At 41.4% G+C, this 13,749-nt stretch carries 16 protein-coding genes and 1 pseudogene; 8 read left to right on the plus strand and 9 right to left on the minus strand.

The window, feature by feature from the left end:
• Positions 1–26: 26 nt before the first annotated feature.
• Positions 27–488 (minus strand): VOC family protein, encoded by a 462-nt coding sequence (locus AC5JM2_RS31960; protein ID WP_495839575.1) that lies wholly within the window; start codon positions 486–488, stop codon positions 27–29.
• 243 nt (positions 489–731) lie between these two features.
• Between AC5JM2_RS31960 and AC5JM2_RS31965 the strand changes: the two genes are divergently transcribed.
• Positions 732–1,232, plus strand: coding sequence for a DUF4385 domain-containing protein (locus AC5JM2_RS31965; RefSeq protein WP_495839577.1), 501 nt, complete (start codon positions 732–734; stop codon positions 1,230–1,232).
• 115 nt (positions 1,233–1,347) lie between these two features.
• Here AC5JM2_RS31965 and AC5JM2_RS31970 read toward each other — a convergent pair whose 3' ends face one another.
• Positions 1,348–1,695 (minus strand): DUF4278 domain-containing protein, encoded by a 348-nt coding sequence (locus AC5JM2_RS31970; RefSeq protein WP_495839579.1) that lies wholly within the window; start codon positions 1,693–1,695, stop codon positions 1,348–1,350.
• Positions 1,696–1,937: 242 nt separating this feature from the next.
• Here AC5JM2_RS31970 and AC5JM2_RS31975 point away from each other — a divergent pair, with 242 nt between their 5' ends.
• Both AC5JM2_RS31975 and AC5JM2_RS31980 read left to right on the plus strand, forming a co-directional pair.
• Entirely contained in the window at positions 1,938–4,097 is a 2,160-nt protein-coding gene (locus AC5JM2_RS31975) for a Tex family protein (RefSeq protein ID WP_495839581.1), read from the plus strand.
• A gap of 114 nt (positions 4,098–4,211) precedes the next feature.
• The gene (locus tag AC5JM2_RS31980; RefSeq protein ID WP_210613307.1) at positions 4,212–4,415 is read left to right on the plus strand and encodes a heavy-metal-associated domain-containing protein; all 204 of its coding nucleotides are present in this window, start codon (positions 4,212–4,214) and stop codon (positions 4,413–4,415) included.
• A gap of 401 nt (positions 4,416–4,816) precedes the next feature.
• Here AC5JM2_RS31980 and AC5JM2_RS31985 read toward each other — a convergent pair whose 3' ends face one another.
• The 4 genes and pseudogenes from AC5JM2_RS31985 to rbp all read right to left on the minus strand — a co-directional run bounded on the left by AC5JM2_RS31985 (position 4,817) and on the right by rbp (position 6,463).
• Positions 4,817–5,086, minus strand: coding sequence for a hypothetical protein (locus tag AC5JM2_RS31985; protein WP_495839584.1), 270 nt, complete (start codon positions 5,084–5,086; stop codon positions 4,817–4,819).
• Between the two features lie 73 nt (positions 5,087–5,159).
• The gene (locus AC5JM2_RS31990; protein WP_495839586.1) at positions 5,160–5,477 is read right to left on the minus strand and encodes a hypothetical protein; all 318 of its coding nucleotides are present in this window, start codon (positions 5,475–5,477) and stop codon (positions 5,160–5,162) included.
• 207 nt (positions 5,478–5,684) lie between these two features.
• Positions 5,685–5,990 (minus strand): annotated as a pseudogene (locus tag AC5JM2_RS31995) (P-II family nitrogen regulator).
• Between the two features lie 161 nt (positions 5,991–6,151).
• Positions 6,152–6,463, minus strand: a complete 312-nt coding sequence (gene rbp, locus AC5JM2_RS32000; RefSeq protein ID WP_495839588.1) for an RNA-binding regulator — start codon at positions 6,461–6,463, stop codon at positions 6,152–6,154.
• Positions 6,464–6,886: 423 nt separating this feature from the next.
• On the opposite strand from rbp, the gene infC reads away from it, so the two are divergent.
• Positions 6,887–7,399 (plus strand): translation initiation factor IF-3, encoded by a 513-nt coding sequence (gene infC, locus AC5JM2_RS32005; RefSeq protein WP_495839590.1) that lies wholly within the window; start codon positions 6,887–6,889, stop codon positions 7,397–7,399.
• Between the two features lie 339 nt (positions 7,400–7,738).
• The gene (locus AC5JM2_RS32010; RefSeq protein ID WP_495839592.1) at positions 7,739–9,184 is read left to right on the plus strand and encodes a RecQ family ATP-dependent DNA helicase; all 1,446 of its coding nucleotides are present in this window, start codon (positions 7,739–7,741) and stop codon (positions 9,182–9,184) included.
• 147 nt (positions 9,185–9,331) lie between these two features.
• On the opposite strand, the gene AC5JM2_RS32015 is transcribed toward AC5JM2_RS32010, so the two are convergent.
• The 3 genes from AC5JM2_RS32015 to pheS all read right to left on the minus strand — a co-directional run bounded on the left by AC5JM2_RS32015 (position 9,332) and on the right by pheS (position 12,321).
• Complete coding sequence (locus AC5JM2_RS32015) at positions 9,332–9,970, minus strand: MAE_28990/MAE_18760 family HEPN-like nuclease (RefSeq protein WP_495839594.1); 639 nt, start codon at positions 9,968–9,970, stop codon at positions 9,332–9,334.
• Positions 9,967–11,073, minus strand: coding sequence for a GmrSD restriction endonuclease domain-containing protein (locus AC5JM2_RS32020; RefSeq protein ID WP_495839596.1), 1,107 nt, complete (start codon positions 11,071–11,073; stop codon positions 9,967–9,969). Before AC5JM2_RS32020 ends, AC5JM2_RS32015 begins: the two co-directional genes overlap by 4 nt.
• Positions 11,074–11,328: 255 nt before the next feature.
• The gene (gene pheS, locus AC5JM2_RS32025; protein WP_495839598.1) at positions 11,329–12,321 is read right to left on the minus strand and encodes a phenylalanine--tRNA ligase subunit alpha; all 993 of its coding nucleotides are present in this window, start codon (positions 12,319–12,321) and stop codon (positions 11,329–11,331) included.
• Between the two features lie 376 nt (positions 12,322–12,697).
• Between pheS and AC5JM2_RS32030 the strand changes: the two genes are divergently transcribed.
• The 3 genes from AC5JM2_RS32030 to AC5JM2_RS32040 all read left to right on the plus strand — a co-directional run bounded on the left by AC5JM2_RS32030 (position 12,698) and on the right by AC5JM2_RS32040 (position 13,693).
• On the plus strand, positions 12,698–12,991 hold the full coding sequence (locus tag AC5JM2_RS32030; protein WP_495839600.1) for a nucleotidyltransferase family protein: 294 nt from the start codon (positions 12,698–12,700) through the stop codon (positions 12,989–12,991).
• Positions 12,988–13,170 carry a ribonuclease HepT family protein gene (locus AC5JM2_RS32035; protein WP_495839602.1) on the plus strand — a complete coding sequence of 61 codons (183 nt, stop codon included), beginning with the start codon at positions 12,988–12,990 and terminating at the stop codon, positions 13,168–13,170. Before AC5JM2_RS32030 ends, AC5JM2_RS32035 begins: the two co-directional genes overlap by 4 nt.
• A gap of 103 nt (positions 13,171–13,273) precedes the next feature.
• Positions 13,274–13,693 carry a hypothetical protein gene (locus AC5JM2_RS32040; protein ID WP_495839604.1) on the plus strand — a complete coding sequence of 140 codons (420 nt, stop codon included), beginning with the start codon at positions 13,274–13,276 and terminating at the stop codon, positions 13,691–13,693.
• Positions 13,694–13,749: the final 56 nt, after the last annotated feature.

Below are 13,749 nucleotides of genomic sequence, written 5' to 3' on the forward strand. Positions count from 1 at the left end.
GATTTTTTATTCCCTTGTCTTGTCAGCTATTGTGGATCACAGCGAATCTCTATCATAAAGCCATCGGGATCATAAAAGTACACACCTCGACCAGTAGGACGTGTAACTGGTCCGTGGGCAATTTGTATTTGATTTTCTCTTAAAACTTCAACTGCTTGCTCAAACAATTCAGGAGCAATGTCAAACGCCAAGTGGTATGCTCTGGTAAAAGTACGTTCTGGATTTGGATCTGGCGGTGCTAAGTCTGGTTCCCAAAATAAATCGAGGATTATACCATCTGGAGTGACAAAGTTAGCGACTTTTCCCTGTGCGACTAAGTCTACCAGAGTTGCAGGAACTTCATCACCAGTCAATTCGTGCAAACCAAGAATATGATTGTAGAAGTGTCGAGAGCCTTGCATATCATGGACGTTAAGAGCTATGTGATGTACTCGTCGCAAGTCACCAGAAGTCAGAACACTTTTTAAGGATTCAGCAGTTTGTAGCATAGCGAAACTCAATTGAGTGATAGGGAAAAGCTACACTGAGAGCATAATTCAGGAGTCAGTCGTCAGTAGGAGGCAGTCCCGGGGGTAAAGCAGCGCTGCTGCACTTTTTCCCGACTTGATACGTCTGGCGTCAACTGCCGTTCAGAAGTAAAAAGGGCTGATAAGTCTAGCTTTTAGACAACACCGTTATAGTTCACCAACTTGCAATGTGCTGTCATCATGTGAGATTATAATATATTATGTATGTTTGATTACTCTTTAGATTTTAAAAATATTAACTTTCGAGAACATCCTGAACTATATCGCGTAGGTAAGGGTGAACAAGGAGTGCTTTTGGTAGAACCATACAAATCTGAAATTCTTCCTTACTGGCGGTTTAAAACTCCAGATATTGCAAAAGAGTCTAGCGAAAAAATCTACCAGATGTTTTTTGAATATTTAGAGCAAGGTGATTTTGTGGGTGCTGATATGGCGCGGAAGTTTTTACAGATGGGGTACACGCGATCGCGCCGCTACGCTAACCATAAAAGTGGTAGAAAGTACAAAACTAACCCGCAAAAAGAAACTTCTCAGGAAGCCCAGAGCAAGGCAAGAAAAGATATCTTACCAAATGAGATAGATCCTATTAAAGCTGAATCAGCAGCAATCTTCAAAGAAAAGTGGATGCAAGCCAAGATGAATGAAAACTATCTTAGGCTTTTAGCAAAGCATAAGCAGAAATACGCAGGTTTATCCTGTGAATAAATACAAGAGACGCTTAACAGCTAAAAAGGTGTTTGCTTCATTCATAGCGGGTGGTACGCCGCTTGTAGGGCTGGTTTGAAGAAACAGTTTTGAGCAAGCAAGTGAGGGAGTCAGCTTAGTAGATCATATGCTGATAATTACGTAAAAGTTCAACCTCATAATCCTCAGGTTTAGAAACAACCTGTTTCTGGTTATCAGTGGGTAATGGTTCTTCTTTCACTTCCTCACTTATTTCCTCACTAGAAATGATTTGATACTCATTTTTTCGTAAGAGTTTTTTCGGAACTGTTATGGTCAAAATCAGTACCAAAAGCAGTAGCTGCCAAGGTGCGAAAATTAAACCTAGAACTATACAGATAGCTGCAAATATCCCCACCAAGTAGCCGATCTCATCGGTACTTTTCTTGAAGATATAGCCACCAATTAAACCAGTGAAAAGCGGAAGCAGAAAAAACAGAGCCATAGTTTCTCACATCTGAACAAAAGCAGAGGCGTTAATGTGTGCATATGAGAGATGCTGTTGGGAAGAAATATATTTCGTTTGACAATCAATCGTTTTTGATCCACAATACGCTACTTATAACAACAGCGTATAAAAACAAAATTCCGGATGTTCTTGTGACACTAGCTTAACACTTTCTAATTGGACTATTTCATCTATCTAACGTATTACTTTAATAACTAGCGTTTTCAACTGAGACACAAATGCTGAATATTCCTCAATTACTAGCGACAGAACTCAACCTTAAACCCTATCAGGTGCAAAACGCGCTAGAACTTTTCGCGGAGGGTGCAACAATTCCCTTTATTGCACGATATCGCAAAGAGCGGACAAGCGAGATGAATGAAGTCCAGTTGCGCGAACTGAATGATAAGTATAATTACTTAACAGAACTGGAAGAAAGGAAGTCGGTGATTTTGAATTCCATAGCCGAACAAGGAAAACTCACCGACGAACTCAAACAAAAAATCGAATCCTGTTTACTAAAGACTGAACTTGAAGATTTATATCTCCCCTATCGTCCCAAACGCCGTACTCGCGCCACTATCGCCAGAGAAAAAGGACTCGAAGCGCTGGCGGAGTTCATCAAATCGCTGAACAACAAAAATGGTGTTTCGGCGTCGCTGGATGCGGAAGCAGCAAAGTATATTTCTGAGGAGAAAGGAGTTAAGACGGCAGAAGATGCACTTAAAGGTGCTTCTGACATATTAGCGGAAGAAGTCGCGGAAAAAGCGGAGTTGCGAGCATATCTGAGGGGCTACTTGCTGGAAGAAGGAGTGTTTGTCTCCCGTATCAAAAAAGATCATCCGGAAGGTACAACCAAGTTTGAGATGTACCGTAATTATCAAATGAGGGTGAAAAATATTGCGCCTCACAATATGCTGGCGTTGTGTCGCGGTGAAGCAGAGGAGGTGTTGTCTTTTGAAATTTCCTTTGATGAAGATGTGGTGCTTTCTTATTTGGAGTCAAAGGAAATTAAGACGAAAGTCCGCGCCATCCGGGACTTTTATCAAGGGATGCTTAAAGACGCATTCAACCGCTTGATGAAAACTTCCTTGATGAGTGAAGTTGTTGGTGAAAAGAAAAGCTACGCTGATGTTGAGTCTATCAAAACTTTTGAAACGAATTTGCGGGAGTTGTTACTGTCTGCGCCAGCAGGGATGAAACCGACGCTGGCGATTGATCCTGGTTTTCGGACTGGATGCAAAGTTGCTATACTCGACCAAACGGGGAAATTTTTGGAATATCAAGCGATATTTCCGCATCAAGCAGCCGAACAACGTTTGAAAGCTGCACAAACTCTCAAAAATTTGATTTCAAAATACAAAGTTGAGTTAATTGCCATTGGTAATGGTACAGCTTCCCGTGAGACAGACGAATTTGTTTTGGAAGTGCTGCAAGCGATGGAACAAAAACCAGTCAAGGTGATGGTGAATGAGTCGGGTGCTTCCATATATTCTGCCAGTAAAGTTGCTTTGGAAGAGTTTCCCGATTTAGATGTTACCGTTCGCGGTGCTATTAGTATTGGTCGTCGGTTACAAGATCCACTCGCGGAACTGGTGAAAATTGATCCTAAGTCCATTGGCGTGGGACAATATCAACACGACGTGGATCAAAAGTTGTTGAAAAAGAAGTTGGATGAAACTGTTGAAAGCTGCGTCAACTACGTTGGGGTGGACTTGAATACTGCTTCTGGTGAACTTCTGACTTTTGTTTCTGGGATTACGTCCAGCGTTGCCAATAACATTGTTGCTTATCGTAACCAGCATGGTGTGTTTAAAAATCGCCGACAGTTGCTGAAAGTCGCCAAGTTAGGACCAAAAGCTTTTGAACAGGCGGCAGGATTCTTGCGGATTCGTGGTGGTGAGAACCCATTGGATAATACTGCTGTTCACCCAGAAAGTTACTCAGTTGTGGAGGCGATCGCCTCTGATTTGAGCGTACCATTAACTCAAATCACCCAAATTGCTGAAAAGCTAAGAAAAGCCAATCTCAAGAAATACGTTACCGACACTGTAGGTGAACCAACACTGCGCGACATCCTCAGCGAATTGGAAAAGCCGGGAAGAGATCCACGCGCTGAGTTTAAGTATGCAACATTCAAGGAAGGAATCAAGGAAATTTCTGATCTCAAAGAAGGGATGGAACTAGAAGGTATCATTACCAATGTTGCTAACTTCGGTGCTTTCGTCGATATTGGTGTACATCAAGATGGTTTGGTGCACATCTCCCAATTGGCTGATAGATTCGTTGATGATCCAAAGAAAATTGTCAAGGTGGGACAAGTTGTGAAAGTGCGAGTGCTGGAAATTAATCAGAAATTGAAGCGGATTAGTTTATCGATGAAGTCAGTGAAGCAATAAACCATAATTGGGAGACGAAACTGGTTGACATAACTTTGGTAGGATGAGCATCGCGCCGACGAGGATTACAATCAAAGCTGAGAATAAATCAAAACTCCCTAAAAGAGGTAGATTATGGCGTTAAAATTAACTGTACCGAATATTACTTGTGAAGACTGTGCAGGAAAAATTACCGAAGCCATCCACGTAATGGAACCCGATACCAAAGTGGATGTAGATGTGAAAGCGAAAACTGTGACTGTAGAATCTAAGGCTTCTGAAGAGTCAATCAAACAGGCAATTGTTGCAGCTGGTTACCATATCGAAGGTTATCAATAACTGCTTTCACAAAGTAATGCCACAGATGCGTAGTAGCGCATCCATACTAAAATATTGGGTAAACAAGCTTACAAAAACTCTCATCCTAGCTATCCTCAACCCAAAATTTTAAGCCAGATGTGCTAGTAGGTTGGGGAGGAGACTTCCGTATGGAGAGTACAATACCTAGCGTGGGGTATCCCCCCAGCCCCTTATTCCTAGAGAGAACCGCATCCATCCCCACTCTGTAGTTATACCATTTCACGAAATCCCTGATACAAACGATTGGTTTTTAATTCTTTCCCCCTGCTCCCTGCCCCCTGCTCCCTGCCCCCCATTTGTATCAACCTTAAAGTGAAACGGTATTACCTCGAAGCCCCCGCTTACGGTAATCAGATTTCTTCCCGGAAGAATTTCCCTAATTATTTAATATTTTCGCCAAAGTCAGATGCTTTGGTTTGTGCTTCCTCAACTCCGGCATTCAGTGCTTGGTGCGCTGTTTCGTAACAGCCGAACAGGCATGAGTCAAAGTCAGCGATGGGGAATGGGTTGCGCTTTAATACGTTATGGATGGCAATCGCATAAGAATATTTTCCTTTAGCTAAAGGGTGGGAATGTACCGCCACAAACCACCGTATATTAATTCCCAACTCAAATGTAGTACCATCTTTTTGCAGGATTGGTTTGTCCATTATCGCTTGAATCCCTCGTAGCTAAGTGATGCCAGACGCTGATCTAATATAGCGAACAGGGTATCTTTCTGAATTATGTGCGCAATGCAAAGCGTCTGTGTGAGAGAATCGCCATGAAATTGGCCAACAAACAGATGCTTCCTAGCACCAATAAAATGTATGTGGGAGCCATAACCACTCCGATCATAAACCAAGCAAATACATGCAGTATCATCAATAGAGCAAAGAAACTAGCAATTCCAGCAGTTTGCCAGATCGTAATAGCCGGACGATCCAATAATGTGAGAATTATTGTCGATGAGGTAGCAATCAGGTTGGCTGGAATTAGAAAGGCACAAATGCTAATGCAGTAAGTGCTTGAGAATGCTGTTAAGGTATTGAAATCTAACATTTAATTTTCCTGGGTTAAGTTGCCAAATTTTATATAGATTTTTTTGGCTCTTTGTACTTGTATCCTAAAGATTAGTTGGACTTTAAAAGATTTGTAAGTTGATAACTGAAACTACTGTGTTAATTTAACCGAAGTGAAGATCCACTAAAAATTTGAACAGTTAAGAGGTTGGTGGTTCAGAAAACGAAACTGATGAAAAAGGGCTAATCAATATAAGGCTTCTACATTGTGTCGGAAGACGATTAAGGCGTGCTTGCCCTGCTCCTCTTTGAGTGCCCAAAAGATAGTATCAGATACTTCTAGTGAAACAATAGTCTTGATTTCAATGTTAGTGTTGTAGCCTGCTAAATCTGCCAAGCGTCTTCCATGCCCGCCCTCACCTTATACTTGACTAATGGTGTAACCGCTTACATTGTGGCTTTTTAGTAGCTTAACAATACGGTCTTTGAGTACTGTCTCACCAATGATAGTGATCAGGACGGCATGTTGGACACCAAAGGCTAAGTTTGTCATACAGAACTCCAGATAATGGGTTTTGGCTTCTAAAGCTTAAGTTTTTATCCGCAGTCCAAATGTTGGATCAAAAAGGCTCAAGCATTATTGCCTGAGCCACTGCTAAATCAAATTAATTTCTAGATCAAGGGGTTGGTTCTCCATCCCCCAATTTACAAAGCTTAGTAGCGGTTACGGAAGCTGTTGTTTCCCCCCCGATTACCACCACCACCGCCAAACGAACCTCTTTCTTCTCTAGGCTTAGCCTTATTAACTTTAAGGTCACGCCCCATCCACTCAGCACCATCAAGAGCATCAATGGCTGCTGTTTCTTCAGCATCTGTACCCATTTCCACAAAACCAAAGCCGCGCAAACGACCTGTCTCGCGATCAGTAGGTAGCTGAACGCGCTTTACAGAACCATATTCTGCAAAAACAGCTTTCAGACTCTCTTCTGTAACGTCGTAAGAAAGGTTTCCTACATAAACTGACATAAACTGTCTCCGAAATCATAAGTGTGTAGAGATTTAGGTTTCGGAGAAAAGTTTGTAAATACCAAGAACAAAAAACCTGTCAATACTAAAAACAAACACTATTAACCGAATTAACTCTCATCTATCATCATGACATAACAGACAACTTTTTGGGAGGAAGTTGGAAAAAATGTTATATAAAGTTACATAAGCAATTGATGGCTAAGTATGATAAGGCACAACTTGGAGGCATAATCTCTACACTTTGATTTTGATGTAGACACTGGTGAAGACGAGAAGCTCCAAAAACGAGTAAGACCGTTCCTATTCTTTAGTTTTGGTGCAAGCTTCAGCCTCAAACGAAGTAAGTCCAAGGGTACCTCACCACATCATAATTTCTAGTTTGTCTTGTGTTAGATTAGCATTACTTGCACTTGCTAAGTATTGAACAATTCAAAGGAGATTATTATCGTAATTCAAAAGCAACTCATAAACTCGCAAATCAAGTCACCTCAAGTCTTCTTGATTGACCATGAGAATAATAACCGTGGTCTGACCGATACACATGAAGCTCTACAGCTAGCACAGAGCCTACAGCTTGATCTAGTCGTAGTCTCGGAGGGCAAAGACGCTCCAGTTGCGAAGATTCTTAACTATGGTAAGCTTCAGTATCAAAAGAAAAAGCGTCAGGGACACAGTGCTAGACCTACGGTAAAGGAAGTTCGGCTCCGTCCCAACGTGGGTGTGGCTGATTACAACTTACGCGTTGAGCAAGCAATTCAGTGGTTGAGTAAAGGCGATTCAGTAAAATTTGTTATTCGTTTACGAGGTAGAGAAAATCAATATCGTGAACAGGCTGGAGAACTGTTAGAGCGGATTGTAGCTGCTCTAGGCCAAGTTGGTAAAGTCCAGTCGCTTGATAAACGTTCACTGATTGCTCAAGTCGTTCCTGCCTAAATAAATTTTTTCGGAATATTTTAGTCAACTAAAGTAGCCAGAGTAACTGCCTATATACTCTGGCTACTGTAATATAGCCCCTGTAACCGAATGCACCAAAGGCAAGGGGCGTGGTACACAGGTTTTGAAGGCTGCAGATAAGGGATGGGGTTTGGAGACTTACACCTCACCCTAAAAAAAAAGGGACAGAAATTATGGCACGATACGGGTAGCATCAAGCGTTCGACGGATCTCCCTGTCACTTAGATTGATCTGATTCGATACTGATAAAATTACTGAGCCAGTACCTCAAAAGCAGAGGATATATTCAGTTAATATCACCCCTTTTTACTATGCCTCATGAATCCTTCTGCGACAGCATCTTGGAACGAAGTCCGCGCTGCATTTCAAAAAATCTGGGGTTATGAAGATTTCCGTCCACCGCAGGGAGAAATTATCCAGAGTTTGTTGGCAAAAAAAGATGCGCTGATTATCATGCCCACAGGTGGGGGAAAGTCAATTTGTTTTCAACTTCCCGCACTGCTACAACAGGGATTAACGCTCGTTGTTTCGCCTTTGGTAGCGCTGATGGAAAACCAAGTGCAGGAACTTCGGGAACGTCGAATACCCGCTGCCCTTTTGCATAGTGAATTACCATCTGACAAGCGGCGTATGACTTTACAAGCTTTAGGACGACAACAGCTAAGATTACTTTACTTGTCGCCAGAAACTTTACTCAGCAAGCCAGTGTGGGAAAGGTTGTGCCAGCCGGAACTTGTGATTAATGGTTTAATATTAGATGAAGCGCACTGTTTGACACAGTGGGGAGACACTTTTAGACCAGCTTACCGAAGATTAGGGGCAGTACGACCAGCGCTACTCAAATCAAAACCATTGGGAACAAATATAGCGCTAGCCGCTTTCACCGCCACCGCTGACCCTTTAGCCCAAACTCAAATTCGAGAAATTCTTCAGTTACAGGAACCTGCAGTTTTTCGTATTAATCCTTATCGTTCTAATATTAATCCTTCTATTCGTATAGTTTGGACTCCAAGAGGAAGAAAGCAACAATTCTTAAAATTTCTTTGTGATAAACCACAACAAACTGGGCTTGTTTACGTTCGGACAAGGCGAGATAGCGAAGAGTTGGCTGCATGGCTACTACAGTTGGGTTACGTTACAGCAGGTTATCATGCAGGATTAGGCGCAGAGGAACGCCGCGATATTGAAGCACAATGGCTGAGTGGAAAAATGCCGTTTGTTATCTGCACGTGTGCTTTTGGTATGGGGATAAATAAGTCAGATGTCCGTTGGGTGGTTCATTTTCACCCGCCATTGTTGATATCAGAGTACGTGCAGGAAATTGGACGCGCTGGACGAGATGGAAAACCAGCCCAAGCACTGATGTTGATCAGTGAACCTACGGGGTGGTTAGATCCACAAGATAAGCAAAGACAAAAGTTTTTTGAGGAGAATTTGCAGCAGCAACAGCTATCCGCGCAGCAAGTTCTGAAAAAATTGCCCAGAACAGGGGAAGTGGATGCTGTAGCGCGAGAATTTCCCAATGGTGCGATCGCTCTTTCTCTACTACACAGCACCGGACAACTCAAGTGGCTTGACCCTTTCCACTACAGTATCGTTCCAGGGGCGAAAACTCAATCAGTCACACAATCACACGCTACGAAGCAGATGAATCAATATCTTACGACTAGGGATTGTCGCTGGCGTTTTTTGTTAAGTGCTTTTGGTTTTGAGGAACAAAGCAAGAACTGGCGTTGCGGTCACTGTGATAATTGCTGTAAATAGTTATTAGCTATCAGCGAACAGTCGTTATCTTTTCTAGGTTGGGGCTATCGGTGATCGGAAAGCCTGTAATCTATAGCCTGCTACCTTTTGGCTGATAGCTGAGAGAGTATTTGGAAATGGATTACGGTGACACATAATAGCTTTACCCTAGCAACAATATTGTTTTGTAGATGCACAGTTATCTATTTGGTTCCGAAAATTATCCATTATCCCTACTACTTGTGTGTGTAATTCATCATACTGTTGTTCATCTATATCAAGATAGTTGCCATGAGCAATCATATTCCTTTTCTTAAGTAATTTTTCATCTATTAGAACTTCTTTTGATTCATAGAAACTGTAGTCTAAACCAAGTATGCATATTATCTCTTTAAAGACTGATGATGATAAATTAGATGTCGCAATCCTATTTTCATATTTTATTAAGCTTCGTTCACTAAGTCTCGTCATAAAAAAATCAGCAATTTCACTATATATAGTTGCTTTATTAGTTTCACTTGCTTGATCTAATTTATCTTTCATTGCTAAAGCAATGAAATTCTTGGAAAGTTTGTTATAAGGTAGACTCTGCATAGCAACAAATTCTAAATAACTATTGGCTGCTACTTTGATAAATCCCTCCCAATGGGCATAAAGCATAGTAATTCCACTACGAAGTAATGCCTTTTGCTTTCCTGATGAGAATGACTTATCAATCAGAGCTTTCAATGCTGAAAGCTCTATTTTGCGCCATGCAAGTTCTTCTGCAAGCTTATCACTTAGCTGCTCTAAAGTACGTATTTTCATGGTTTGAACATCTGACGACCAAAAGGAACTAGTTTTGGTACTCTTCGCTGTGCAGTAGTACCTGAACCTGACCAATTTGTATATTCAGGACTTATCCAAATTTTCTTTATTTTCTCTCTTATATCGATGTGTGAGTGAGATAAATTCTCGTAGTTGTGACCAATTCCTAAAGCAATTACTTCATAAGCAGAAACTAGAAAGCCTCCTAAAAACTTATCTTTATTAGGAGAATATCTCCGAAAACTATCACTTCCCATTTGTTCATACAAAATTTCAAATGTTTTATTAAATGCATCTTCTTCTTGTTTATAATTAAATTTCTCATTTTTCGCCATTTCTACCATTCTATCAGTCAAAAAACCACTTAAGTCATTACGTATCTTCCTCATTTCCTTTTCTTCCAGAGTGCGGAACACTAAAAACCTTAGTAGTAGCTCAACATCATATTGTTCTTCAATTGGTCGCTCACTTAGAGCTATACACTCTCTAAACATTTCATTTTGACTTAATTTTTTCATCCAATGAAACATCTCCCGATTAAACATTACAAGGATACAGTTTCTTACCTCTTGCGGAGTAGCTATTGAACCTCCAGTATTTAATCTTTGGAATAACTCATATTTTGCAATCTCGTCACTTTCTTTTAGGAGAATAGTCGCATCAATCTTAGATCTTTTAATTAACAGACGCTGGGCTTGTGTTAGAGAATTTTGTATATCGTATGGATCTTCCCATTTTTTATCTTTCAAATTTGGCAAATACTTAGTCTCTTCAAGTATCAATGGCTCAATTTTTTTTTGATCTTCATCCTTTAGTTTTCCAATAAATTCATATATTGTAGATAGTCTTTGAAGACCATCTACAACATCCCAAACTCCATCCTCACGTTGAGAAACAAAAATTGGTGGAATAGGTATACCAAGTAAAATAGATTCTATCAATCTTGTTTTTTGGATACTAGACCAACGGAAAAATCTTTGAAACTCTGGATGTATATCAATTTCTTCGTTTTCATAGAGGCTTATCCATTCACCAATAGACATTGAATAGTTATCGACTCTAATCTCTTGTCTCATTTTGTCAATTTCTTCCTGAAGTCCCATATTTTTACTCCTATGTTGTTGAAAATGTGGATATTTTTACCAGTTAAGCCGACTTATTATTTCTGCCCTTCAGGTTGAGCCCGTTGACGTTTCTTATCACTGTCTACGGCGAACAAAGCTAAACTGCTGAAGCTAAATAAGAGAAAACTTCAAAAGCCTGCTTTTGCAGGCTTTGTCTGTGTAATCTCAAGTTTATAGTCTGAAGGCAATTAGTGGCTTATGCAAGAAGTCTATTTTTCCTTTGAAACTAAAACTCTAAAACTGACGCAAAAAGCGAAGGTCGCTTGCGTACAAACGGCGAATATCATCAATTTGGTGTAAAACCATCGCGAAGCGTTCTACACCAAAACCAGCGGCAAACCCAGTATACACTTCCGGATCATACCCCACGGCTTTGAGCACATTTGGATCGACCATACCGCAACCCATAACTTCCAACCAGCGACCATTCCACTGCAAATCAACTTCAGCAGAAGGTTCGGTAAACGGGAAATAACTGGCGCGGAAGCGAATTGGCAACTCACCAAACATCGCCTCCAAAAATACCTTAATAGTGCCTTTAAGATCAGTAAACGTCAGTCCTTCGTCAATTGCTAAAAGTTCTATTTGGTGGAAAACTGCGGAGTGAGTCGCATCTACGTTATCTCTTCGGTAAACTCGCCCTGGCGCAACCACCCGGATGGGCGGTTCCTCAGTTTCCATGTAACGAATTTGTACAGACGAGGTATGAGTCCGCAGCAGATTCCCGTCTGGCAGGTAAAAAGTATCCTGCATATCACGGGCGGGGTGGTCGGGTGGGGTGTTCAGAGCTTCAAAATTGTAGTAATCTGTTTCCATCTCTGGTCCAGTAGCTACGGTGTAGCCCAACCCAACAAAGATATCCAAAGCTTTGTCGATGATGCCATTGAGGGGATGAACACGACCTTGAGGACGGTAAATTCCTGGCATTGTTACATCCAATGTTTCAGCTTCAAGCTGTGCCTGAATTTTCGCCCCTTCCAAGGTTGCACGTTGCTGGTCTAGACTGTTTTGTAGGGCTTCTTTGACTGTGTTGGCGATCACCCCAATTTTTGGTCGTTCCTCCGCACTCAGTTGTCCCATACTTCGCAACAGCGCCCCAAGTTGACCTTTTTTCCCGAGGTAGCTGACTCTAAGTTCCTCCAAACGTTCTAGCGTATCAGCGGCGGCGATCGCTTTTTCTCCTTCCTCTCGCAGTTCTAAAAGTTGAGCCTCTAAACTGTTAGTCATTAGTTTTTAGTCATTACACTATTGATTACTCATAGATCCAAGGCTTTGGACTACTGGAGATATAACATATCGTTGACACCGTTATTCTGCCGTATGAAGAACTTGAATCGTCACAAGACAATTGATTTGTCAAAGACAATATTATAACCCAAACTTGTTTTTACCTGTTTGGCTGCTCTGTAAGCAAGCCAGAATCAGTTTAGAGTAACCGTAGGGTGGGCACTGCCCACAACGTAAAAATAAGGTTTTGAGCGAACCCTAGGCAGTGCCCACCTTACAAAAATTGCAATAACGCAATTGGTGCATTGCGGTGATGTAAGCTTTCTGCTTCGATTACTGTAAAGGGAGTTAGTGTACTAAATGAGGGTTTGGCAGCATGAAGACGCTGGAAGAAATTAGGCGATGGTTGATTCAGCACAAACCAGTGTTGCAGGAACGGTACAAAGTTAGCGAATTGGGTATTTTCGGTTCCTATATAAGAGAACAACAGACTGAAACGAGTGATGTCGATGTGTTGGTAGAGTTCTCTGAAACACCTAGTTTGTTGAAGTTTGTCAATTTAGAAAACTATCTCTCAGACAACCTTGGAGTAAAAGTTGATTTGGTGCATAAAGCGGGACTAAAGCCGCGTATCGGAGAGCGGATTTTGACAGAAGTGGTCTATCTATGACCAGACGGCAATTGGAGGATTATTTACAAGATATATTAGATGCGATCCGCCTTTGGCGGCAGCGCTTCGCTATCGCCGCTATTGAGCAATTTACATCAAGTATTGAGTTTTCAACATTCTCACAACACTTAGAAAGGTATCTGGCGTCCGCACCTTTAACAAGGATGGCGATTCCTTAGGGCGACCTGTTAACTTGATGAGCAGCAGTTAGTAAATTCCTCTTCAGGTATGTCGTTGTCTGTAGAACAAGTCGAAAACAGAATAAAAGAAATTGAGTGTCTCGTGAACTCCTCAAGTGAGCGATACGGGCGTTTACTCAACTGGCAAAATCCATCTGACCCATTTTGGCATTATGGGATTGGTCTATCAGATACACATATTTTTGATACAGGTCGTGGGTTATGTCCATTTGAGAGAAAAGAGGCAAAATTTGTTGCCGGTATTGACCACATTGCTTTTGAGCCAGAGCGAACAATTGAGCGGCTCAAACAAGCCCTTCATGTTTTTGCTGATTGGGAGTACACTTTTCCTGGTTGGAATTGTGAACACCTTGGTCGGTTAATTGCGACAGATAAACCGAGATGTTATCAAAGTAAAGCTTTATGGTTGTTGTGTGACCTTACCCCAAAAGGCGACCACAAAACCGCACATCAAATCTTTCGAGCTTACTTAAAGAAGGTTGATCCTAGTCTCAATCGGTAGTCATTTTATAAAAAATGTCTCAATTATTATCAGTGTAGATGTCAATTCTATCTCAC

The sequence above is a fragment of the Brasilonema angustatum genome (assembly GCF_059505445.1).

Bases quoted from the DNA above. Each gene is read 5' to 3' on its own strand.
- AC5JM2_RS31960 (WP_495839575.1), bottom strand. From the start codon at position 488: ATGCTACAAACTGCTGAATCCTTAAAAAGTGTTCTGACTTCTGGTGAC.
- AC5JM2_RS31965 (WP_495839577.1), top strand. From the start codon at position 732: ATGTTTGATTACTCTTTAGATTTTAAAAATATTAACTTTCGAGAACAT.
- AC5JM2_RS31970 (WP_495839579.1), bottom strand. From the start codon at position 1,695: ATGGCTCTGTTTTTTCTGCTTCCGCTTTTCACTGGTTTAATTGGTGGC.
- AC5JM2_RS31975 (WP_495839581.1), top strand. From the start codon at position 1,938: ATGCTGAATATTCCTCAATTACTAGCGACAGAACTCAACCTTAAACCC.
- AC5JM2_RS31980 (WP_210613307.1), top strand. From the start codon at position 4,212: ATGGCGTTAAAATTAACTGTACCGAATATTACTTGTGAAGACTGTGCA.
- AC5JM2_RS31985 (WP_495839584.1), bottom strand. From the start codon at position 5,086: ATGGACAAACCAATCCTGCAAAAAGATGGTACTACATTTGAGTTGGGA.
- AC5JM2_RS31990 (WP_495839586.1), bottom strand. From the start codon at position 5,477: ATGTTAGATTTCAATACCTTAACAGCATTCTCAAGCACTTACTGCATT.
- rbp (WP_495839588.1), bottom strand. From the start codon at position 6,463: ATGTCAGTTTATGTAGGAAACCTTTCTTACGACGTTACAGAAGAGAGT.
- AC5JM2_RS32010 (WP_495839592.1), top strand. From the start codon at position 7,739: ATGAATCCTTCTGCGACAGCATCTTGGAACGAAGTCCGCGCTGCATTT.
- AC5JM2_RS32015 (WP_495839594.1), bottom strand. From the start codon at position 9,970: ATGAAAATACGTACTTTAGAGCAGCTAAGTGATAAGCTTGCAGAAGAA.
- AC5JM2_RS32020 (WP_495839596.1), bottom strand. From the start codon at position 11,073: ATGGGACTTCAGGAAGAAATTGACAAAATGAGACAAGAGATTAGAGTC.
- pheS (WP_495839598.1), bottom strand. From the start codon at position 12,321: ATGACTAACAGTTTAGAGGCTCAACTTTTAGAACTGCGAGAGGAAGGA.
- AC5JM2_RS32030 (WP_495839600.1), top strand. From the start codon at position 12,698: ATGAAGACGCTGGAAGAAATTAGGCGATGGTTGATTCAGCACAAACCA.
- AC5JM2_RS32035 (WP_495839602.1), top strand. From the start codon at position 12,988: ATGACCAGACGGCAATTGGAGGATTATTTACAAGATATATTAGATGCG.